This is a genomic window from Stenotrophomonas sp. SORGH_AS_0321, assembly GCF_031453215.1.
Classification (GTDB): Bacteria; Pseudomonadota; Gammaproteobacteria; order Xanthomonadales; family Xanthomonadaceae; genus Stenotrophomonas; species Stenotrophomonas chelatiphaga.
In genome coordinates, this window is the sequence record NZ_JAVIZG010000001.1 from 2,280,705 (window position 1) to 2,300,675 (window position 19,971).

The following is a 19,971-nucleotide window of genomic DNA, read 5'->3' on the forward strand; positions in this document are numbered from 1 at the left end:
TATTCTCGCATGCGTCGGGGGCGTTTGCCCATGGTCCTGCGCCTGCCAGCACACCGGGCGGTAACGGGTTCCGCCGAGCGTGGCTCGGCGCTACCAGGGTGGCCGCCGTGTAGGTCAGCCTGCGTCCACGGCCAACGCGCCCAAGGCTGTCGCCTTGATCTTCTCTTTCGCTCGTTCGCAGGCGCCACCGCAATCCAGGCGCGAAGCTTCCAGCTGCGGCGGCAGGTGCTCGGCCAGGAAGTCGATGAACACACGTACGGCCGGCAGCAGGCCGCGGCGCGAGGCGAACACGGCGTGGCAGATGCCCTGCGGCAGCGACCAGTCCGGCAGCACCACTTCCAGCTCGCCCTTGCGTACGGCATCGGCGCAGACGGTTTCCGGCAGCATGGTGATGCCGAAGCCGTCCTTGACCATGCTCTGCAGCAGCGGGAAATCGAAGCCGGCCACGCGCGGCTGCAGGTCCACGCGGCGCACCGCGCCTTCCGGGCCGTGCAGTTCCCAGCGCTGGCGGGCTTCGTCTTCGCTGATGCTCAGGGTGACGTGGTTGGTCAGTTCGTCCGGGTCCTTGGGGCGGCCGGCGCGGTCCAGGTACTTCGGGCTGGCCACCAGCAGTTCCTGCACCTGGCCGAAGCTGCGCATTACCAGGCTGCCGTCGTCATCCAGCCGCGAACGCACGCGCAGGGCGACGTCGTAGCCTTCGTTGATGATGTCCACGCGGCGGTTGCTGATGTTCAGCTGCAGCCGCACCTTGGGGTACTGCTCCAGGAACTTCGGCAGCAGTTTGGGCAACTGCATCTGCGCCAGCGATACCGGCACGCTGGCGCGCACCAGCCCGCGCGGTTCGGCGCTGAGGCGGTCTACCACCTCGCGGGCAGCCTGGGCTTCGGCCAACATGGTCTGCGCGTGTCGGTGTACGCTGGTACCGACGTCGGTGACTGCGAAACGGCGCGTGGAGCGCTGCAGCAGGCGGACGCCAAGATCGGTCTCCAGCTGGCTGATGCGACGGCTCAGGCGGGACTTGGGGATGCCCAGCGCGCGTTCGGCTGCGGCAAAACCGCCGTGGTCCACGACCATGGCGAAGTAGTAGAGATCGTTGAGGTCTTGCATGCTGCAGTTCCATATCTAGAACAATACGTGGCATTCAACCATCTTTATCCCAGATTGGCAACAACCTATCGTTTGTCCCGTCGGCAGCACGGCTGCCCACCCCCACAAACATCAGGTGACTGCCATGAAGCTTCTTCACATCGACGCCAGCGCGCTCGGCGACAACTCGGTCTCCCGCCAGCTGTCGGCGGCCGTGGTCGCCCGTTTCAAGGAGTCGGTCGACTCCCTCGACGTGTCCTACCGTGATCTGGATGCCAACCCGATCCCCCACCTGCGCGGCAGCTCGCTGGCCGGCGCGGATGCGGCCGAGGTCGCGGATGCTGAAAACGTCATGGCGCAGTTCCTGGCGGCGGATGTCGTGGTCATCGGTGCGCCGATGTACAACTTCAGCATTCCGTCCACGCTGAAGGCCTGGATCGACCGCGTGGCCGTGGCCGGCAAGACCTTCAAGTACACCGAAGCGGGCCCGGTGGGCCTGGCCGGTGGCAAGCGGGTGATCATCGCCAGCAGCCGCGGCGGCATCTATACCGATTCGCCGGCGGACTTCCAGGAGCCCTTCCTGCGCCAGGTGTTCGCCTTCATGGGCATCACCGAGGTGGAGTTCGTGCGTGCCGAAGGCATCGCGTATTCGCCGAAGCATCGCGAAGAGGCCATTGCGGCCGCGCTGGCGAGCCTGCCGGAAACGGAATTTGCCGAGGCCTGAGTAAAGCGTTCAAGACGGTTGCTGGCGGTCTCGTCGTCGGCCGGTAGCCGTGGGCTGGAAGATCCCCTCCCCTATTCCAGCCCGACCGGCGGCCCTGCTTTTGCGGGGCCGTTTTTTTTGTCCTGCGAATGGGGTCAGAGCCCTTTTCTGCGAAAAGGGGTCTGACCCCGGCCATTGGCTGGCAGCCAGAGGGGTCAGACGCCTTTTCGTAGAAAAGGACTCTGACCCCGGGCAGTTGGCTGGCAGCCAGAGGGATCAGACGCCTTTTCGAAGAAAAGGACTCTGACCCCGTGTTGAGAGAGATGACGGCCGGCGGCCGTCACTACCGGTGCTTCAGCCGATGGTTTCCAGGCCGCCCATGTACGGGCGCAGGACGTCCGGCACGGTGATGCTGCCGTCTTCGTTCTGGTAGTTCTCCATCACTGCGATCATCGCGCGGCCGACGGCCACGCCGGAGCCGTTGAGGGTGTGCAGCAGCTCGGGCTTGCCGGTGGTGGGGTTGCGCCAGCGGGCCTGCATGCGGCGGGCCTGGAAGTCACCGGTGTTGGAACACGAGCTGATCTCGCGGTAGGTGTCCTGCGAGGGCAGCCACACTTCCAGGTCGTAGGTCTTCACTGCGGAGAAGCCCATGTCGCCGGTGCACAGCAGCACCTTGCGGTACGGCAGGCCCAGCTTTTCCAGCACCACTTCGGCGCAGCGGGTCATGCGCTGGTGCTCGGCATCGCTGTCTTCCGGGCGGCAGGCGGTGACCAGTTCCACTTTCTCGAACTGGTGCTGGCGGATCATGCCGCGCACGTCGCGGCCACCGCTGCCGGCTTCAGAACGGAAGCACAGCGAGTGGGCGGTCATGCGCAGCGGCAGGCGCTCGGCATCGACGATTTCATCGCGCACGATGTTGGTCAGCGAGATTTCCGAGGTCGAGATCAGGTAACGCTTCTGCTCACCCAAGTGGGTGATGAACATGTCCTCTTCGAACTTCGGCAGCTGGCCGGTGCCGTACAGGCTGTCGGCGTTCACGATCACCGGCACGTTGGTCTCCTGGTAGTCGTGCTCGCCGCTGTGCAGGTCGAGCATGAACTGGGCCAGGGCGCGGTGCAGGCGCGCGATCGGGCCGCGCAGCACGGTGAAGCGCGAGCCGGACAGCTTGGCCGCGGTCTCACCGTCCAGCCACTTGTTGCGGGCGCCCAGCTCTACGTGGTCCAGCACCTTGAAATCGAACTGGCGCGGGGTGCCCCAACGCGACTGCTCGACGTTCTCGCTTTCGTCAGCGCCGGCCGGCACGTCCTCTGCCGGAAGGTTCGGGATCATCATCGCGACCGCGTCGATCTTCTCGCGCAGTTCGTCCAGGGTGACTTCCGATGCCTTCAGTTCGTCGGCAAACGCAGCCACTTCGGCCATGATCGCGGCCACGTCTTCGCCCTTGGCCTTGGCCTGGCCGATCGCCTTGGAGCGGCTGTTGCGCAGGCTCTGCAGTTCCTGGGTGCGCACCTGGATGCGCTTGCGGTCTGCTTCCAGCGACTCCAGCGCGGACACGTCCAGCTCGAAGCCGCGACTGGAGCGCAGGCGTTCGGCAAGGTCGGCGGGCTGGTTGCGGAGCAGGGCTGGATCGAGCATGGCGGCTGTCGGTGGTTGTGGTTCAGGAACCAGATTATCGCCTGTTATGCGGATTTCTGCCGGACGGTTCATCGCGGCTGTGCCAGAATCGCCCGGTCCCGTATTGGTTTGCGTCATGCCTGCTACCCGCACCTCGTCCGGCAAGTCCATCACCCTGCAGATTCCCCGCAATGCGTTGAAGATCGCCGGCATCGCGTTCGCGGTGGGGCTGTTGCTGTTCGTGGTGGTGTGGTTGAGCAGCCGCGACAAGGGCTTCTTCCAGGCCGACCCGGCCGCCAAGACGCCGCAGGAAGTGGCCGAGATCGAGCCGCTGCCCGAGCCGCTGGCCGCGGCAGCCGGTTCCAGCGACATGCCCGACGCGCGCCCTGCCCCGCCGCCGGAAGAAACCCCGACCCTGGTGGAAACCACGCCGGCGCCTGCGCCGATGGTAGAAGGCGTGCCGGCCCCCGGTACCGCGCCGACCACCGCCGGTCCGGTGGCCAATGACCGCCCGATGCCGATCGCCGGCCAGTCGCCGCCACCGACCTACCCGCCGGCCGCGCTGCGCCGTGGCGAATCCGGTTCGGTGGTCCTGCGCGTGGAAGTGGATGCCACCGGCCGCCCGTATGGGGTGGCGCTGGTACAGCGCAGTGGCTCGCGCGACCTGGACCGTGCCGCCACCGAAGCCGTGCGCCGCTGGAAGTTCACCCCGGCGATGAGCAATGGACAGGCCGTGCCGGGCACCATTGAAGTGCCGTTTGATTTCACCCCGGGTCGTTGATCACGCACGTTGTGCATCACTGAACGGACCCTGCACCCGAACCTGAACTCCATGCACCGCGTTGACGCGATGGTTACACCCGTGCCATGCGTTAGCGGCAAGACTTTGGGCGTCGTCGGAAACGACAGTGCAGGAGATCCAACATGAGTGCGACCCATGCTCCGGAAATGCCGGCCTCGCCGCATCATCAGGCCGATGCTGATCTTGTCCACGAACGCCGCCGCCCGTCCCCTTGGCTTTGGATAGCGCTGATCGTGGCGATGTTTGCCGCTGCGCTGTTGTGGCTGCGGACGTCCAACACGGAAGTGGCGCCGGCGCCGATAGGTGAGCGGATGCTGCCGGCTACCGGCACGCCGGTCGCCAATGCGCCGGCCACCGCCCCGCGTGCCACCCCGGCCCCGACCCAGCAGCGCGCGGCCCCGGCGGTGCGTAACCGCGAGGCGCGTCCGCTGACCAGCAATACCAAGCCGTCGTATCCGCCGAGCGCGCTGCGCAATGGCGTGCAGGGCAGCGTGGTAGCCAGCCTGAAGGTGGCCCCAAGCGGTAGCGTGACCGAGGCGAGCATCGTCTCGCGTACTGGTCAGCGCGACCGCGAGCTGGACCGTGCGGTGCTGACTACGGTGCGTAACTGGAAGTTCGAGCCGGCCATGCAGAACGGCCGTGCGATTGCCAGCGTGGTCAACGTGCCGGTGGATTTCCGTACCGAACGTTGAGTGCGGTTAGGGTGTGATTTGAAGATGCCGGCCTGATTGGGCCGGCATTTTTTTGTGCGGGAGGTGAAGCGACCCCTGGTAGCGCCGAGCCGTGCTCGGCGAGCGCAGCGGCAATGGAGCAACAGCGTGACGACCAACGGTCGTCACCCACCAGAGCAGGAGCATGACGGCCACCGGTCGTCACTCACCAGAGCGGAAGCATGACGGCCAGCGGCCGTCACTACCGGGGCAGAGCATGACGGCCAGCGGCCGTCACTACCGGGGTTCAGGCGGTCAGGCCGAAGCCGGCGCCGCTGGCGAGGCTGTCGAAGCCGGGGAACGAGGTGGCGACGTTGGCCACGTCGTTGATCCGCACTTCGCCGTCGGTCAGCTGGCCGGCAATGGCGAAGGCCATGGCGATGCGGTGATCACCGTGGCTTTCAATCGTGCCGCTGCCCAGCACGGCACCGCCGTGGATGGTGGCGCCGTCTTCGGTTTCGTCCACCTGCACGCCCAGCGTGCGCAGGCCGGTGGCCATCGCCGCCAGGCGGTCGGATTCCTTGACCCGCAGTTCGGCTGCGCCGGTCACCACGGTCTGGCCTTCGGCCGCCGCGGCCGCCACGAACAGCGCGGGGAACTCGTCGATCATGTCCGGCACCAGCGCTTCGGGAATCTGCGCGCCCTTCAACGGGGCATAGCGCACCACCAGGTCCGCCACCGGCTCACCGCCCTGCTCGGCCGGGTATTCTTCGGTGATGTCCGCGCCCATCAGCCGCAGGGCGTGCAGCAGGCCGGTGCGCCGCGGGTTCAGGCCAACCTGCTGCAGCCGCAGTTCGGAACCGGGAATGATGCTGGCCGCCACCAGGAAGAACGCGGCCGAGGAGAAGTCTGCCGGCACCACGATATCGGTGGCGCGCAGGCGCTGGCCGCCGCGCAGGCGGGCCTTGCCGGGCGAGTACGTGATCTCCACGCCGAAGGCGGCGAGCATGCGTTCAGTGTAGTCACGCGTCGGGTGCGGTTCGACCACGGAGGTCTCGCCTTCGGCGTACAGCCCGGCCAGCAGCACCGCGGATTTGACCTGCGCGCTGGCCACCGGCGAGGCGAAATCGATGCCCTTCAGCGCCTGGCCACCGTGCACGTGCAGCGGCGGGGTGCCGTCGTCCTGGGTATCGATGCGCGCACCCATCTGCGCCAGCGGCCCGGTGACCCGGCGCATCGGGCGGCGGGACAGCGACTCATCGCCTACCAGCACGCTGTCGAACGCCTGCCCGGCCAGCACGCCGGCAATCAGGCGCATGCCGGTACCGGCGTTGCCGCAGTCCAGTTCGCCATCCGGGGCCTGCAGGCCGTCGATGCCCACGCCGTGCACCACGCGCCGCGACGGCGACGGGGTTTCCATGCGTGCGCCCAATCTGGCTGAAGATGCGCGCGGTGGCGCGGGTGTCTTCGCCGTCCAGGAAGCCGTCGATGGTGGAGGTGCCGTCGGCCAGCGCGGCGAACATCACCGCGCGATGGGAAACCGATTTGTCGCCGGGAATGACCAGGCTGCCCTGCAGGGGCTGGCCCTTGCGGGCGATCCAGTGTTGCGTGTTGCTCATCGTCTGTTGCTTCCGTCAGCGCCGCGGTGCGGCGAGGGATCTGGGCGCGGGAGCGCGTGGGCACTCCCGCGGAACTTACTCAGGGCACGGCCACCGGATAGGAGCCGAGCACCTTGATCTGGGCCGCATGCCCTTCCAGTTCGGCCAGCGCGGCCTGCATCGGCGCATCGTCGATGTGGCCGGACAGGTCGATGAAGAAGCCGTATTCCCACTTGCCGTGGTGCGAGGGCCGCGATTCGATGCGGTTCATGCTGATGCCGTGGCGGGCGAACGGGCTGAGCACATCGAACAGCGCGCCGGGCTTGTCATGGATCAGCACCAGCACCGAGGTGCGGTCATGGCCGGAACTGGGAAACAGGCTGCGGCCGATTACCAGGAAGCGGGTGGTGTTGTCGGCATCGTTCTGGATCGGCTTGGTGACCACCTTCTTCAGGTTGTACACGTGGCCGGCGTTCTCACCGCCGATCGCCGCTGCGTCGTCGGCATTGCGGGCGCGCCGCGCGCCTTCGGCATTGCTCGACACCGGGATCTTCTCGGCCTTGGGCAGGTTGGCGCGCAGCCAGGCCGAGGTCTGCATGAACGACTGCGGATGCGCGTAGATGCGCTCGATGTCTTCCAGGTGGCCACTGCGCGACATGATGTACTGCTGCACCCGCAGCTCTGCTTCGCCGCAGATTTTCAGGTTGGAGGTCAGGAACATGTCCAGGGTGATCTGGATGGTGCCCTGCCCCGAGTTTTCCACCGGCACCACGCCGAAATCGGCGTTGCCCGCTTCAACTTCCTGGAACACTTCTTCGATGCTGGCCATCGGCAGGCCCAGCGCCGAACGGCCGAAGTGCTTGAGCACGGCCTGCTGGCTGAAGGTGCCTTCCGGGCCGAGGTAGCCGATCTTCAGCGGCTCCTGCTGGGCCAGGCAGGCGGACATGATTTCGCGGTAGACATGCACCAGCAGTTCATCGCTGAGCGGGCCTTCGTTGCGGTCCACCACCATGCGCAGCACCTGGGCTTCGCGTTCGGGGCGGTAGTAATCCACGGCGGCGGCCAGCTTGCCCTTGGCCTTGCCGACCTGGTGGGCGAAGCGCGCGCGCTCGGCGATCAGCGACTGGATGTCGCGGTCGATCTGGTCGATCTTGCCGCGCACATCGGCCAATACCGGCGGTGCACTGGCGGGAGTTTCCGGCTTGGTGGGCTTGCTGGCCCTGGCCTTCGGCGATGCCTTCTTCGGTGCTGCAGCGGGGGCCTTGGGGCTGGCCGGCTTGGCAGGTTTGCGTGCCATCGGTGTTCCTTGGTACAGGGCGCGCGGTCAACGCGCGCCGGGAGTAGACACAGTGAAGCGGCTCAACCGTGACGCTGCTGGAAATCGGCCATGAAGGCAACGAGTGCCTCGGCACCCGCCACCGGGATGGCGTTGTACAGCGAGGCCCGGATGCCACCGACCGCCTTGTGGCCCTTCAGCGCGAGCAGGCCTGCGGCCTTGGCATCAGCGACGAATCGCGCGTCCAGATCGGTGCTGGGCAGGAAGAACGGGATGTTCATCCGCGAGCGCGCCGACACGGCCACTTCGTTGCGGTAGAAGCCGCCGGAGGCGTCGATCGCCGAGTACACCAGCGCAGCTTTGGCGGCGTTGCGGCGGGCAAACTCGACCACCCCGCCTTCGGCCAGCATCCACTTGAACACCAGCCCGGCCAGGTACCAGTTCCAGGTAGGTGGGGTGTTGAGCATGGAGTCGCGGGCGGCGTGCGAGGCGTAAGTGAAGATGTCCGCACGCGGTTGGCCGGTGCGCTCGAGCAGGTCGCGGCGGATGATCACCACGGCAATGCCGACCGGGCCGAGGTTCTTCTGCGCACCGGCGTAGATGACGCCGAAACGACTGATGTCCAGCGGTTCGCTGGCGATGGACGAACTGAAATCGGCCACCAGCGGGACATCGCCGGTATCGGGGATGTCACGGAACTCCACGCCATGGATGGTTTCATTGGCGGTGATGTGCACGTAGGCGGCGTCCGGCGACAGCTGCCAGTCGGCGCGCGCGGGAATGTCACGGAAGGCGTTGGCTTCGCTGCTGGCGGCGACGTGCGCGCTGACATACGGCGAGGCCTGCTTGACCGCGGTCTTTCCCCAGTGGCCGGTGAGCACGTAGTCGGCACGCTGGCCGGGGCTGGCGAAGTTCATCGGGATCAGCGCCTGCTGGGTGGTGGCACCACCGGGCAGGAACAGCACCGCGTAGTCGTCAGGCACGCTGAGCAGCTGGCGCAGGTCGGCTTCTGCGACGGCCGCGACGGCCATGAATTCCGGGCCGCGATGGCTCATTTCCACGATGGAGGCACCGGCGCCATGCCAGTCCAGCATCTCTTCCTGCGCCTGGCGCAGGACCACTTCCGGCAACGCTGCAGGGCCGGCACTGAAGTTGTACGCGCGGGTCATGTCACACCTGTGGGGCAAGACCCCTAGTATGCCGCAGCGCATCAGGCTTTAGACCGCGCCGTTCAAGGGAAATTTGGTTGCATTGGTATCCATTGGCGGGCGATGACGGCCAGCGGCCGTCACTACCGGGCCGGGCTGCTGGTAGCGCCGAGCCGTGCTCGGCGAGCGCAGCGGCAACCCGGCAACAGCGTGACGACCAACGGTCGTCACCTACCAGTGCAAGGGCAACAGCCTGACGGCCAGCGGCCGTCACTACCGGGACCGAGGTGGTAGCGCCGAGCCGTGCTCGGCGAGCGCAGCGGCAACCGGCCAACAGCGTGACGACCAACGGTCGTCACCTACCAAGGCAAGGGCAACGGCGATGACGGCCAGCGGCCGTCACTACCGGGCCGGGGTTACCGGGCTCAGCGGGCGCCGAACCACAGCAGCAGGCTCAGCACGCCGGCCAGCAGCAGGGCGCTGACCAGCAGCCACGGCCAGCGGCGCACGCGGCGCGGGGCCTGCGGTTCGGCCGCTTCGTCCACGTCGTTGAAGACGAACTCTTCCGTCGGCAGCGGGCGCTGGCGCGGGTCGTCGGGCAGTTCCAGCACGAAGCGGTGCTGGCCATCGAACACCACCTGATCGCCGCCCTGCAGCCAGCAGTGACGCACGGCCACGCCGTTGACGCGGCTGCCTTCGCCGGTGCCCAGGTCGCGCAGCAGGATCCGTTCGCCGTGGCTTTCGATGCGCGCGTGCTGGTCGGCAAACGCCGGCTCGTCGATCTCGATGTCCGCCTCGCTGCTGCGGCCTACCAGCAACGGTCCGTGCAGCGGGTAGCCGCGGCCGTGGTGTGGCCCGCCAGCGCCACGCAGCAGGCGCGGTTCGTCGGACTGTACCGCCGCCTGTGGCGGAGGGCGGCAGCATCGGCGTATCCACTTCGCCCTGGATCAGCAGTTCCACGCCTTCCACGTACACCGCATCACCGGCGCGCAGCAGCGCCATGCGTTTTACCGGACGTCCATTGACATGCACCCCGCGCACGCCGGCGGCCACCTGCAGCCACAGGCCGCGCTGGTCCAGGCTGAGCTGGGCCAGCAGCAGGCTGCCCTGGCTGGCTTCGACCAGGCGGATGCTGCCGTTGGCCTGGCGCACGATCTTCTGCACCCCCGGCACCAGCGGCTGGTCGGGTTGCGAGGGTTGGCTGTAGTGCACGAGCAGTTTAGGCATGCGGCGCAGACTAGCAGTTGGCTGGCATTCGCAGAAGAACCCTCGCTTGGCGTTTGCGCGGCTGATGCGCACAATGCACGCCCTGTCACCGCCCCACCCCGCAAAGGAACCCGCATGTCCAGCATCGATATCGTCCACGCCCACGCCCTGGCCGCACCGGCCGCGCGCCAGGCGATCGAGGAAGTGGCCGCCAAACTGGCTGGTCGTTTCGGCCTGCAGTCCACCTGGCGCGGCGACGTGCTGGATTTCTCCGGCAGCGGCGTGGACGGTGCCATCGAACTGCAGCCCAGCGCGGTGCGCGTGACCGCCAAGCTCGGCTTCCTGCTGTCGGCGATGAAGGGCATGGTGGAAAGCGAGATCCAGCGCGTGCTGAAGGAAAAACTGGGCTGATCCGACCGCCGGCTGAACTGCCGGCCGACGCTGCCGGCGGCCATCACGCCGCCCCAGCAGTTGCAGCGCTAGTCTGGTCCCTGCATCCGCCCATGCAGGAGACCCCATGAACCAGTATGACGAGCACGACCCCCGCAACGACGGACAGGACAAAGCCTCCTTCCAGGACCAGGCAGAGCGCGTTTCGCGCAAGCTCAGTGATTCGGCGCAGCAGGTCTGGCTGGCCGGCCTGGGTGCGCTGGGCCGCGCGCAGGCCGAAGGGAGCCGCTTCTTCGATGGCCTGGTGAAGGAAGGCGAAGCCTTCGAGAGCCGCCGCCGCGAGAAAGCCACCGAAGACGGCCCGGGCTGGCGGGACAACGTGGAGGAACATCTGGGCCAGGCGCGCGAGAAGGCCTCTGGCACGTGGGACAAGGTGGAAAAAGCCTTCGAGGACCGCGTGCACGGGGTGCTCAAGCGCCTGCACGTGCCCAGTGCCGAAGACGTGACCGCGCTCAACGCACGCATCGATTCGCTGACCGCGCGCTTGAACCGCCTGGAAAGCCGCCAGGCCAGCCCGGCCAGTGGTGAACCGACCCCGGGCAGCCACCAGTCGCCGACCGGTAGCTGATCCTGCCGGAACGCTGTGTTGCCCGCCGCTTTGTTGCAACGCAGCAGTCGGTGGGCGACACTGCATTCAACCCGTCATTACCCCGTTTGTCCCTCCCCTCACGGATTCGGTAATGGCGGGTTTTTCGTGCCTGCCGTTTGAGACGTGCGCCGCGCTTTGTGGGGATTGCCCTGACGCTGTAAGCACTGCGCCCCAGTACACTGTCCGCCCCTTCCTGCGTTGTGCGTTGCTGCCTGCATGTTCTCCTGGATACTGGCCCTGCTGTTGGCCGTCACCTGTTTCGTCCTCGCCACCGGTTTCTTGTGGCTGGTCAAACGGCGTCGCAAGGAAATGCAACTGGGGCTGCAGGCCTTGGCGGGCATGCACTGGCGCGATTTCTCCGAACTGGTCAAGCGCGCCCTGCACGAGCGCCGCGGGCTGACCGAAATGAGCCGCCACGAGGACGACACCCGCGAGCCGCGCAGCGACTTCCTGATGGCCGATGCCAGCGGGCACTTCCTGGTGACCTGCAAGCATGGGCTGGCCTACCGCATCGGCACCGCGGCGATCAACGAACTGGGCGCGGCGGCGCGGCTGGCCGGCGCCCGCGGCGGCATCCTGATCACCGAAGGCCTGGTGGATGGCGATGGCCAGGCCATTGCGGAAAAGCAGGCCGTGGAAGTGCTGGATGGCCGCCGGCTGTGGCCGCTGCTGTCGCCCTACCTGCCCGGTGACATCGAATCGGGGGTCAAGAATGCGGCCCGCCACGAGGCGATCCGGCGCATCGTGATCGCTGCCTTCGCCTCCAGCACGCTGGGCCTGCTGGTGGGCATGGGCTATCAGACCGTGCAGGTGGCTGCGCCGGCTCCGGTGCAGGCCCCGGCCGTCGCCCAGGCCCCGGCTGCTGCGCCTGCCGCTGGCGATACCGCGCCTGCGGCTGGACCTGCCGCCGTTGATCCGGCGCCGCCGGCCACGCAGGCGCCGGTGGCCGGCCCGGACCTCAACCCGGATACCGAAACGCTGGATCGCTACCAGCAGGAAATCTCCCGCGCCCTGAGCAAGCTGCCCGGCGTGCACAGCGGCATCTGGCAGACCCGGCAGACGCTGGTGGTGAACCGCAGCGGCGAACTGGACCATGTGTGGCCGATGATCTGCGACCAGGTGACCCGCTACCCCGCACTGAGCAACGTGCGCATCCAGCTTAATTCCCGACCCGGCGTGGACGAGCCGGTCCGCTGGCGCCAGTGCACCACCCTGTAACCGGGTAGTGACGGCCGCTGGCCGTCAACAACGAATCAGCGATTGTTCCCAGGCGCGAACCGCGCCACCAGATCCCACGCATCCCCCAGGAATATCTGCCGTACCCGCGTGATCGCCTGATCCCCGCGCCAGGTATGCCGCTCGATCACCAGGCACGCCGTGCCCGCTTTGACATCCAGCAGCCTGGCGCTGGCCGCATCGGCCCCCCACGCACTGATGCGGTGCTGGGCACGCGTCCACGACACGTTCTGCAGCAGCCAGCTGCCCGGTGCGGTGACCGCGAAATCCACCTCCAGCACCTCAGGCACACCGGTCGGGCTGATCAGCCGGTGTTCCAGCGCCAGCGGTCGGTCATCGGCCAGGTGCAGGCAGTCCATCGCCAGCAGGCTCGCCTCACCGGCCAGTTCCTGCTCGCCGGCATCGCCGTCGCGGGCGCTGCGCAACTGGCGGCGCAGCAGCCGGTACGCATATTGATGGCCCATCGCGGTGACCTGCATGGCGATATCCGGGATCGCCAGCGCCACCTGTTCCAGGTGCGGTGACTGCCGCGCCACGAACGAACCGGCGCGCCGCCGGCGTTCGATCATCCCGCTTTCGGCCAGTGCGGTCAGCACCTTGTTCACCGTCATCCGCGAGCAGCCGTACTGCTCCATCAGCTCGTGTTCGTACGGGATGCGGAATCCCGGCGCCCATTCGCCACTGAGGATGCGGCCTTCCAGTTCGCTGCGGATGCGCTGGTTGAGCGTGGCGGACTTGCTGGCCTTCACTGTGGTCTCGATTCGGAAAGAGGATCAGCCCAGCACGCCGCGCAGGGCCTGGGCAAAACGGGCGGTGATGGCGTCGCGCTGCAGGTGGCGGCCGTCGGCCACGCACTGGCGACCGCGTCGCCATACCGATCGCAGCGCGCCATTACGTGCGGCGAACACCCAGCTGTCAAGCAAGGCATCGCCATCGCGGGCGATCAGCGCCGGGTGCGCGGCATCCAGTTCCAGCAGGTCGGCACTGGCGCCGGGCTGCAAGCCGGCCAGCACACCCAGCGCCTGCGCACCGCCGTGCTGCGCGCCATCGAACAGGAACCGGCCGCTGCTGCGCTGCGCATCCGGGGCAATGACGTTGCGCCCGCGCAGGCTCAGGCGCTGGCCGTATTCCAGCAGGCGCAGCTCTTCGGCCGCATCGATCAGCACGTTGGAATCCGAACCGATGCCGAAGCGTCCGCCCTCGCGCGCGAAGGCCTGCATCGGGAACAGGCCGTCGCCGAGGTTGGCTTCGGTGATCGGGCACAGGCCGGCCACGGCGTGGCTGGCAACGATGCGCGCGCGTTCGTCGTCATCGATATGGGTGGCGTGCACCAGGCACCAGCGCGCGTCCACCGCCGCGTTTTCATACAGCCAGCGCACCGGGCGCAGGCCGCTCCAGGCCACGCAGGCATCCACTTCGCGCAGCTGTTCGGCAATGTGGATGTGCACCGGCCCATCGTTCAGCGGCAACAGAGCGGACAGCTCCTCACCGGTCACCGCACGCAGGCTGTGCGGGGCGATGCCGAGCACCGCATCGGGCAGTCCGCGCAGGGCCGTGCGCGCGCCATCCAGCAGCTGCGCGAACCCGTCCACGTCGTGGATCAACCGGCGCTGGGCCGGATTGGGCGCGGCACCGCCGAAGTCGGCATGCGCGTAGAACACCGGCAGCAGGGTCAGGCCGATGCCGGTCTGCGCGGCGGCGGCGGCGATGCGCGCGGACATCTCGGCGCGGTCGGCATACGGCCGGCCATCGGCATCGTGGTGCAGGTAATGGAACTCACCGACGCGGGTGAAGCCGGACTCCAGCATTTCCATGTAGGCCTGGGCGGCGAGCGCCTCCACCGCGTCCGGCACCAGCCGGGCCAGGAAGCGGTACATCAGTTCGCGCCAGCTCCAGAAACTGTAGCCATCGCCACCGCCGATTTCGGTCAGCCCGGCCATGCCGCGCTGGAAGGCGTGGCTGTGCAGGTTGGGCACGCCCGGCACCAGGATCTGCACGCGCTGGTCGCCCGCCTGCGCCGGCACGCCGACGTGGATCTCCCCGATGCAGCCATCGACCACGGTCAACCGGACATCGCGCGCCCAGCCCTGTGGCAGCAGTGCGCGGGCGGCGTGGAAGGCAGGGGGAGACAACGAATCCGTCATGGCTGGACAACCGGAAAGGGACGCCTATATTGTATAGACATATCAGCTCAGCCGTGTAGCCCAGCCCATGCACTGCGACACCCTCTGGACCAACGTACACCTGATGACCCTGCAGGGCGACGGCCTGGGCGTGATCGCCGATGCCGAACTGGCCAGCCTTGACGGTCGCATCGTGCATGTCGGCGCGGCCGGCAGTGGCGCGCAGCTGCAGCCGGCCACGCGCATCAACGGCGAAGGCCGCTGGATCTCGCCCGGGTTGATCGACTGCCACACCCACCTGGTCTACGCCGGCAACCGCGCCAACGAATTCGAGCAGCGCCTGCAGGGCGTCAGCTATGCCGACATCGCCCGCGCCGGCGGTGGCATCGTGTCCACCGTGCGTGCCACCCGCGCGGCCAGCCACCAGGAGCTGGCACGCCAGAGCCGCCCTCGCCTGCTGGCGATGCGCGCCGAAGGCATCACCACGCTGGAAATCAAATCCGGTTACGGGCTGACCCTGGACGATGAGCGCAAGCAGCTGCAGGTCGCGCGCCAGCTTGGCGTGGACTGCAACGTGCACGTGGTGCCGACCTTCCTCGGCGCGCATGCGGTTCCGCCGGGACGGCAGGCGCAGGATTACATCGATGAAGTCTGCCAGCTGATGATCCCCGCCATCGCCGCCGAAGGGCTGGCCGAGGCGGTGGACATCTTCTGCGAGAACATCGCGTTTTCCACCGCGCAGGCAGCGCAGGTCTTCGAGGCGGCACGCGCGCACGGGCTGGCGGTGAAGATCCATGCCGAACAGCTGAGCAACCAGCACGGGGCCGAACTGGCCGCGCGCCACGGGGCGCTTTCGGCCGACCATATCGAGCACCTGGACGCGGCCGGCATCGCGGCAATGGCGGCCGCCGGCACGGTCGCCGTGCTGCTGCCCGGCGCGTTCTACTTCACCCGTGACACTACCCTGCCGCCGATCGAGGCGCTGCGCGCAGCCGGCGTGCCGCTGGCGCTGGCGACCGACAGCAACCCCGGCACCTCCCCGCTGACCAGCCCCCTGCTGGCGATGAACATGGGCGCCACGCTGTTCCGGCTGACCGTGGACGAATGCATCGCCGGCTTCACCCGCAACGCCGCGCGCGCGCTCGGCCGCGCCGACCGCATCGGCCAGCTGGCGGTGGGCATGGACGCAGACCTGGCGATCTGGGACATCGACGCCCCCGCCGACCTGGTCTACCGCATCGGCTTCAACCCGCTGCACGCGCGCGTGGTGCGCGGGCAGCCTGATCCCTTCTGATGGAGCACGCTTCAATGCAGCATGAAACACCCGACACCCTGGTGCTTCGCCCCGCCCACGTGCCGCTGGCGCAGTGGCGGCAGGTCTACCGTGGCGCGCGCATCGCGCTGGACGCGGCGGCCCTGCCGGCCGTGCGTGCCAGTGCCGCCACCGTCGAAGCGATCGTCGCCAAGGGCGCACCGGTGTATGGCATCAACACCGGCTTCGGCAAGCTGGCCAGCGTGCGCATCGAACCGGAAGACCTGGCCACCCTGCAGCGGAACATCGTGCTGTCACATGCCGCCGGCGTTGGCGAACCGATGCCGCTGCCGGTGGTGCGGCTGATGATGGCGCTGAAGCTGGTCAGCCTGGCGCAGGGCGCCTCCGGCGTGCGCGTGGAGACACTGCAGCTGCTGGAAGCGCTGCTGCAGCAGGATGTGGTGCCGGTGATTCCGGCGCAGGGTTCGGTCGGTGCTTCCGGTGACCTGGCGCCGCTGTCCCACCTGGCCAGCGTGATGATCGGCGTTGGCGAAGCGTTCGTTGACGGACAACGTCTCAGCGCTGCCGACGCACTGGCGCGTGCCGGCCTGCAGCCGCTGCAGCTGGGGGCGAAGGAAGGCCTGGCGCTGCTCAACGGCACCCAGTTTTCCACCGCCTACGCGCTGGCCGGCCTGTTCGAGATCGAGATCGTGTTCCAGGCCGCCCTGGTCACCGGTGCGCTGTCGGTGGAAGCGGCCAAGGGTTCGGATACCCCGTTCGACCCGCGCATCCACAGCATCCGCGGCCAGCGCGGGCAGATCCTCACCGCCGCTGCGCTGCGCACGTTGATGCAGGGTTCGGCGATCCGCGAATCGCACCGAGACAACGACGTACGCGTGCAGGACCCGTACTGCCTGCGCTGCCAGCCGCAGGTGATGGGCGCGGCGCTGGACATCATCCGCCAGGCCGCCACCACGCTGGAAATCGAAGCCAACGGGGTGTCCGACAATCCGCTGGTGTTCACTGATACCGGTGAAGCGCTGAGCGGCGGCAACTTCCACGCCGAGCCGGTGGCCTTCGCTGCGGACATGCTGGCGATGGCGATCTGCGAGATCGGCTCGATCAGCGAACGCCGCACGGCGATGCTGGTGGACCCGGCGCTGTCCGGCCTGCCGGCGTTCCTGACCCCGCATCCGGGCTTGAACTCCGGTTTCATGATCCCGCAGGTCACCGCCGCCGCGCTGGTATCGGAGAACAAGCAGCGCGCCTATCCGGCCAGCGTGGATTCCATTCCCACCTCGGCCAACCAGGAAGACCATGTGTCGATGGCCGCGCATGGCGCGCGGCGCCTGCTGCAGATGGCCGAGAACGCCGCCAACGTGGTCGGCATCGAGCTGCTGGCCGCCGCGCAGGGATGTGATTTCCACGCGCCGCTGCAGTCCAGTGGTCCGCTGGAAGCAGTCCGCGTGCTGCTGCGCGCACAGGTGCCGACGCTGGAAGAAGACCGTTACTTCCATCCGGACATGGTGGCTGCCACCGACCTGGTGCGCAGTGGCGCGCTGGCGTCCGGGCTGGCCGATGTGCTGCCCAACGTGGAGCCGGTGGCATGAGTGCGCAGCCGCCGTGGCTGGAAGTGCACGAAGGCGATGCGCCGCTGCTGATCAGCTTCCCGCACACCGGCACCGCGCTGCCGGACGACCTCGCCGGGCGCTTCGTCTCGCCGTGGCTGGCCCGGCGCGATGCCGACTGGTGGGTGCATGAGCTGTACGCCTTCGCGCGCGGACTCGGCGCGACCACGGTGCGTTCATCGATCTCGCGTTCGGTGATCGACCTCAACCGCGACCCCAGCGGGGTGTCGCTGTATCCGGGCCAGAACACCACCGGCCTGTGCCCGCTGACCACCTTCGACAACCAGCCGCTGTACAAGCCGGCGCAGGAACCGGACGAGGCCGAGATCCTGCGTCGCCGCGAGGTGTACTTCGCGCCTTACCACGCGGCGCTGGCGTCACAGATCGCCCGCCTGCGCGCGCGCCACGGCACCGTCGTGGTGTACGACGCGCATTCGATCCGCTCGCGCATTCCGCACCTGTTCGACGGCGAGCTGCCGCAGTTCAACCTGGGCACCGCCGGCCCGACCGGCGAAGTGGACACATCCTGCGACAACGCGCTGTCCGACGTGGTGGAAAACCTGTGCCGGCTGAGCGGCCTGCCGCACGTGCGCAACGGCCGCTTCAAGGGCGGCTGGATCACCCGCCATTACAGCGACATCCCCGGCGGCGTGCACAGCCTGCAGATGGAACTGGCCTGCCGCGGCTACATGGCCGAACCGGCCGCCGAGGCGCTGGATGCCCACAGTTGGCCCACCCCGCTGGATGACGACCACGCCACACCGCTGCGCCACACGCTGGCGCAGGTGCTCACCGCCTGCCTTGAATTCGCATCCAACCGGAGCGCCGCATGACCCGTAACGACCCGTCCCGCACCATCATCGCGCCGACCGGCACCACGCTGACCGCCAAGAGCTGGCTGACCGAAGCGCCGCTGCGGATGCTGATGAACAACCTGCACCCGGACGTGGCCGAGCGGCCGCAGGAACTGGTGGTGTACGGCGGCATCGGCCGCGCCGCGCGGGACTGGGAAAGCTTCGATGGCATCGTCGATGCGCTGACCCGGCTGGAAGACGACCAGACCCTGCTGGTGCAGTCCGGCAAGCCGGTGGGGGTGTTCCGCACCCATGCCGATGCGCCACGCGTGCTGATCGCAAACTCCAACCTGGTACCGCGCTGGGCCAACTGGGACCACTTCAACGAACTGGATAAGAAGGGCCTGGCGATGTACGGCCAGATGACCGCCGGCAGCTGGATCTACATCGGCGCGCAGGGCATCGTGCAGGGCACCTTTGAAACCTTCGTGGAGATGGGCCGCCAGCACTATGACGGCAGCCTGGCCGGCAAGTGGCTGTTCACCGGCGGACTGGGCGGCATGGGCGGCGCGCAGCCGCTGGCGGCGGTGATGGCCGGCGCCTCGTGCCTGGCGGTGGAATGCCGCAGGAGCAGCATCGAAATGCGCCTGCGCACCGGTTACCTGGGCACCTGGACCGACGACCTGGACGAAGCACTGCGCCTGATCGAAGAATCCTGCACGGCGAAGAAGCCGCTGTCGGTCGGCCTGCTCGGCAATGTCGCCGACGTGCTGGACGAACTGCTGGTGCGCGGGATCAAGCCGGACCTGCTGACCGACCAGACTTCCGCGCATGACCCGGTCAACGGCTACCTGCCGCAGGGCTGGACAGTGGAGGAATGGGACGACAAGCGCGTGTCCGCGCCGAAGGTAGTGGAGAAAGCCGCGCGCGAATCGATGGCCAACCACATCCGCGCGATGCTGGCCTTCCACGCGCTGGGCGTGCCGACCGTGGACTACGGCAACAACCTGCGCCAGATGGCGCTGGAGGAAGGTGTCGAGGATGCGTTTGATTTCCCCGGTTTCGTGCCGGCCTACATCCGGCCGTTGTTCTGCCGCGGCATCGGCCCGTTCCGCTGGGCCGCGCTGAGCGGTGATCCGGAAGACATCGCCAAGACCGATGCCAAGGTCAAGGAACTGATACCGGACAACCCGCACCTGCACCGCTGGCTGGACATGGCGGCCGAGAAGATCAAGTTCCAGGGCCTGCCGGCACGTATCTGCTGGGTCGGGCTGGGCGACCGCGACCGGCTTGGCCTGGCGTTCAACGAGATGGTGGCCAACGGTGAACTGAAGGCGCCGGTGGTGATCGGCCGCGACCACCTGGACAGCGGCAGCGTGGCATCGCCGAACCGGGAAACCGAAGCGATGGCCGACGGCTCCGATGCGGTATCCGACTGGCCCCTGCTCAATGCGTTGTTGAACACCGCCAGCGGCGCGACGTGGGTGTCGCTGCATCACGGCGGCGGCGTGGGCATGGGCTTCTCGCAGCACGCCGGGATGGTGATCGTGTGCGACGGCACCGAAGCGGCCGCCAAGCGCATTGCCCGCGTGCTGTGGAACGACCCCGCCACCGGCGTGATGCGGCATGCCGATGCGGGTTATGAGATCGCCATCGACTGCGCAAAGGAAAAGGGCCTGGACCTGCCCGGCATCCTGCGCTGACCCGGTAGTGACGGCCGCTGGCCGTCATGCTCCTGCTTCGGTAGTGACGGCCGCTGGCCGTCATGCTCCTGCTCCGGTAGTGACGGCCGCTGGCCGTCCGCTCCTGCTCCGGT

General features: G+C 67.8%; 16 protein-coding genes and 2 pseudogenes. 10 read left to right on the top strand and 8 right to left on the bottom strand.

The window, feature by feature from the left end:
• Window positions 1–114 precede the first annotated feature (114 nt).
• Window positions 115–1,122: a LysR substrate-binding domain-containing protein gene (locus QE373_RS10020; RefSeq protein ID WP_101099119.1), complete on the bottom strand. Its 1,008-nt coding sequence runs from the start codon at window positions 1,120–1,122 to the stop codon at window positions 115–117.
• Between the two features lie 109 nt (window positions 1,123–1,231).
• Between QE373_RS10020 and QE373_RS10025 the strand changes: the two genes are divergently transcribed.
• Window positions 1,232–1,810, top strand: coding sequence for an NAD(P)H-dependent oxidoreductase (locus QE373_RS10025; protein ID WP_309685977.1), 579 nt, complete (start codon window positions 1,232–1,234; stop codon window positions 1,808–1,810).
• A 333-nt stretch (window positions 1,811–2,143) separates the two neighbouring features.
• On the opposite strand, the gene serS is transcribed toward QE373_RS10025, so the two are convergent.
• The gene (serS, locus tag QE373_RS10030; RefSeq protein ID WP_057506779.1) at window positions 2,144–3,424 is read right to left on the bottom strand and encodes a serine--tRNA ligase; all 1,281 of its coding nucleotides are present in this window, start codon (window positions 3,422–3,424) and stop codon (window positions 2,144–2,146) included.
• A gap of 115 nt (window positions 3,425–3,539) precedes the next feature.
• Between serS and QE373_RS10035 the strand changes: the two genes are divergently transcribed.
• On the top strand, window positions 3,540–4,184 hold the full coding sequence (locus tag QE373_RS10035) for a TonB family protein (RefSeq protein WP_309685980.1): 645 nt from the start codon (window positions 3,540–3,542) through the stop codon (window positions 4,182–4,184).
• A gap of 143 nt (window positions 4,185–4,327) precedes the next feature.
• Window positions 4,328–4,897 carry an energy transducer TonB gene (locus tag QE373_RS10040; RefSeq protein WP_309685982.1) on the top strand — a complete coding sequence of 190 codons (570 nt, stop codon included), beginning with the start codon at window positions 4,328–4,330 and terminating at the stop codon, window positions 4,895–4,897.
• Between the two features lie 265 nt (window positions 4,898–5,162).
• On the opposite strand, the pseudogene aroA reads toward QE373_RS10040, so the two are convergent.
• From aroA to QE373_RS10060, 4 genes and pseudogenes are all read right to left on the bottom strand, one after another.
• Window positions 5,163–6,474 (bottom strand): annotated as a pseudogene (gene aroA, locus QE373_RS10045) (3-phosphoshikimate 1-carboxyvinyltransferase).
• A gap of 79 nt (window positions 6,475–6,553) precedes the next feature.
• The gene (gene pheA, locus QE373_RS10050) at window positions 6,554–7,750 is read right to left on the bottom strand and encodes a prephenate dehydratase (RefSeq protein WP_309685984.1); all 1,197 of its coding nucleotides are present in this window, start codon (window positions 7,748–7,750) and stop codon (window positions 6,554–6,556) included.
• A gap of 62 nt (window positions 7,751–7,812) precedes the next feature.
• Entirely contained in the window at window positions 7,813–8,898 is a 1,086-nt protein-coding gene (gene serC / locus QE373_RS10055; RefSeq protein ID WP_309685986.1) for a 3-phosphoserine/phosphohydroxythreonine transaminase, read from the bottom strand.
• Between the two features lie 404 nt (window positions 8,899–9,302).
• A pseudogene (locus tag QE373_RS10060) lies at window positions 9,303–10,104 on the bottom strand (FHA domain-containing protein).
• Between the two features lie 114 nt (window positions 10,105–10,218).
• Between QE373_RS10060 and QE373_RS10065 the strand changes: the two are divergent.
• From QE373_RS10065 to QE373_RS10075, 3 genes are all read left to right on the top strand, one after another.
• Window positions 10,219–10,494, top strand: a complete 276-nt coding sequence (locus QE373_RS10065; protein WP_309685988.1) for a polyhydroxyalkanoic acid system family protein — start codon at window positions 10,219–10,221, stop codon at window positions 10,492–10,494.
• 106 nt (window positions 10,495–10,600) lie between these two features.
• Complete coding sequence (locus QE373_RS10070) at window positions 10,601–11,101, top strand: phasin family protein (protein WP_309685990.1); 501 nt, start codon at window positions 10,601–10,603, stop codon at window positions 11,099–11,101.
• 237 nt (window positions 11,102–11,338) lie between these two features.
• Window positions 11,339–12,340 (top strand): restriction endonuclease, encoded by a 1,002-nt coding sequence (locus tag QE373_RS10075; protein WP_309685992.1) that lies wholly within the window; start codon window positions 11,339–11,341, stop codon window positions 12,338–12,340.
• A gap of 35 nt (window positions 12,341–12,375) precedes the next feature.
• Here the strand turns inward: QE373_RS10075 and hutC are convergent, their stop codons facing one another.
• The gene (gene hutC, locus QE373_RS10080) at window positions 12,376–13,107 is read right to left on the bottom strand and encodes a histidine utilization repressor (protein WP_309685994.1); all 732 of its coding nucleotides are present in this window, start codon (window positions 13,105–13,107) and stop codon (window positions 12,376–12,378) included.
• A 24-nt stretch (window positions 13,108–13,131) separates the two neighbouring features.
• A complete protein-coding gene (locus QE373_RS10085; protein ID WP_309685996.1) occupies window positions 13,132–14,502 on the bottom strand; it encodes a formimidoylglutamate deiminase in 1,371 nt (456 codons plus the stop codon).
• A gap of 67 nt (window positions 14,503–14,569) precedes the next feature.
• On the opposite strand from QE373_RS10085, the gene hutI reads away from it, so the two are divergent.
• The 4 genes from hutI to hutU are packed head-to-tail and all read left to right on the top strand — an operon-like array spanning window position 14,570 to window position 19,858.
• Window positions 14,570–15,775 (top strand): imidazolonepropionase, encoded by a 1,206-nt coding sequence (gene hutI / locus QE373_RS10090; protein WP_309685999.1) that lies wholly within the window; start codon window positions 14,570–14,572, stop codon window positions 15,773–15,775.
• Window positions 15,776–15,789: 14 nt separating this feature from the next.
• Complete coding sequence (hutH, locus tag QE373_RS10095; RefSeq protein WP_309686001.1) at window positions 15,790–17,343, top strand: histidine ammonia-lyase; 1,554 nt, start codon at window positions 15,790–15,792, stop codon at window positions 17,341–17,343.
• The gene (hutG, locus tag QE373_RS10100) at window positions 17,340–18,194 is read left to right on the top strand and encodes an N-formylglutamate deformylase (protein ID WP_309686003.1); all 855 of its coding nucleotides are present in this window, start codon (window positions 17,340–17,342) and stop codon (window positions 18,192–18,194) included. Before hutH ends, hutG begins: the two co-directional genes overlap by 4 nt.
• Window positions 18,191–19,858 (top strand): urocanate hydratase, encoded by a 1,668-nt coding sequence (hutU, locus tag QE373_RS10105; protein WP_309686005.1) that lies wholly within the window; start codon window positions 18,191–18,193, stop codon window positions 19,856–19,858. Before hutG ends, hutU begins: the two co-directional genes overlap by 4 nt.
• The last annotated feature ends 113 nt before the right edge of the window (window positions 19,859–19,971 follow it).

Excerpts from the sequence above, each read along its gene's own strand:
- QE373_RS10025 (WP_309685977.1), top strand. The coding sequence starts at position 1,232 with ATGAAGCTTCTTCACATCGACGCCAGCGCGCTCGGCGACAACTCGGTC.
- serS (WP_057506779.1), bottom strand. The coding sequence starts at position 3,424 with ATGCTCGATCCAGCCCTGCTCCGCAACCAGCCCGCCGACCTTGCCGAA.
- QE373_RS10035 (WP_309685980.1), top strand. The coding sequence starts at position 3,540 with ATGCCTGCTACCCGCACCTCGTCCGGCAAGTCCATCACCCTGCAGATT.
- QE373_RS10040 (WP_309685982.1), top strand. The coding sequence starts at position 4,328 with ATGAGTGCGACCCATGCTCCGGAAATGCCGGCCTCGCCGCATCATCAG.
- pheA (WP_309685984.1), bottom strand. The coding sequence starts at position 7,750 with ATGGCACGCAAACCTGCCAAGCCGGCCAGCCCCAAGGCCCCCGCTGCA.
- serC (WP_309685986.1), bottom strand. The coding sequence starts at position 8,898 with ATGACCCGCGCGTACAACTTCAGTGCCGGCCCTGCAGCGTTGCCGGAA.
- QE373_RS10065 (WP_309685988.1), top strand. The coding sequence starts at position 10,219 with ATGTCCAGCATCGATATCGTCCACGCCCACGCCCTGGCCGCACCGGCC.
- QE373_RS10070 (WP_309685990.1), top strand. The coding sequence starts at position 10,601 with ATGAACCAGTATGACGAGCACGACCCCCGCAACGACGGACAGGACAAA.
- QE373_RS10075 (WP_309685992.1), top strand. The coding sequence starts at position 11,339 with ATGTTCTCCTGGATACTGGCCCTGCTGTTGGCCGTCACCTGTTTCGTC.
- QE373_RS10085 (WP_309685996.1), bottom strand. The coding sequence starts at position 14,502 with ATGACGGATTCGTTGTCTCCCCCTGCCTTCCACGCCGCCCGCGCACTG.
- hutI (WP_309685999.1), top strand. The coding sequence starts at position 14,570 with ATGCACTGCGACACCCTCTGGACCAACGTACACCTGATGACCCTGCAG.
- hutH (WP_309686001.1), top strand. The coding sequence starts at position 15,790 with ATGCAGCATGAAACACCCGACACCCTGGTGCTTCGCCCCGCCCACGTG.
- hutG (WP_309686003.1), top strand. The coding sequence starts at position 17,340 with ATGAGTGCGCAGCCGCCGTGGCTGGAAGTGCACGAAGGCGATGCGCCG.
- hutU (WP_309686005.1), top strand. The coding sequence starts at position 18,191 with ATGACCCGTAACGACCCGTCCCGCACCATCATCGCGCCGACCGGCACC.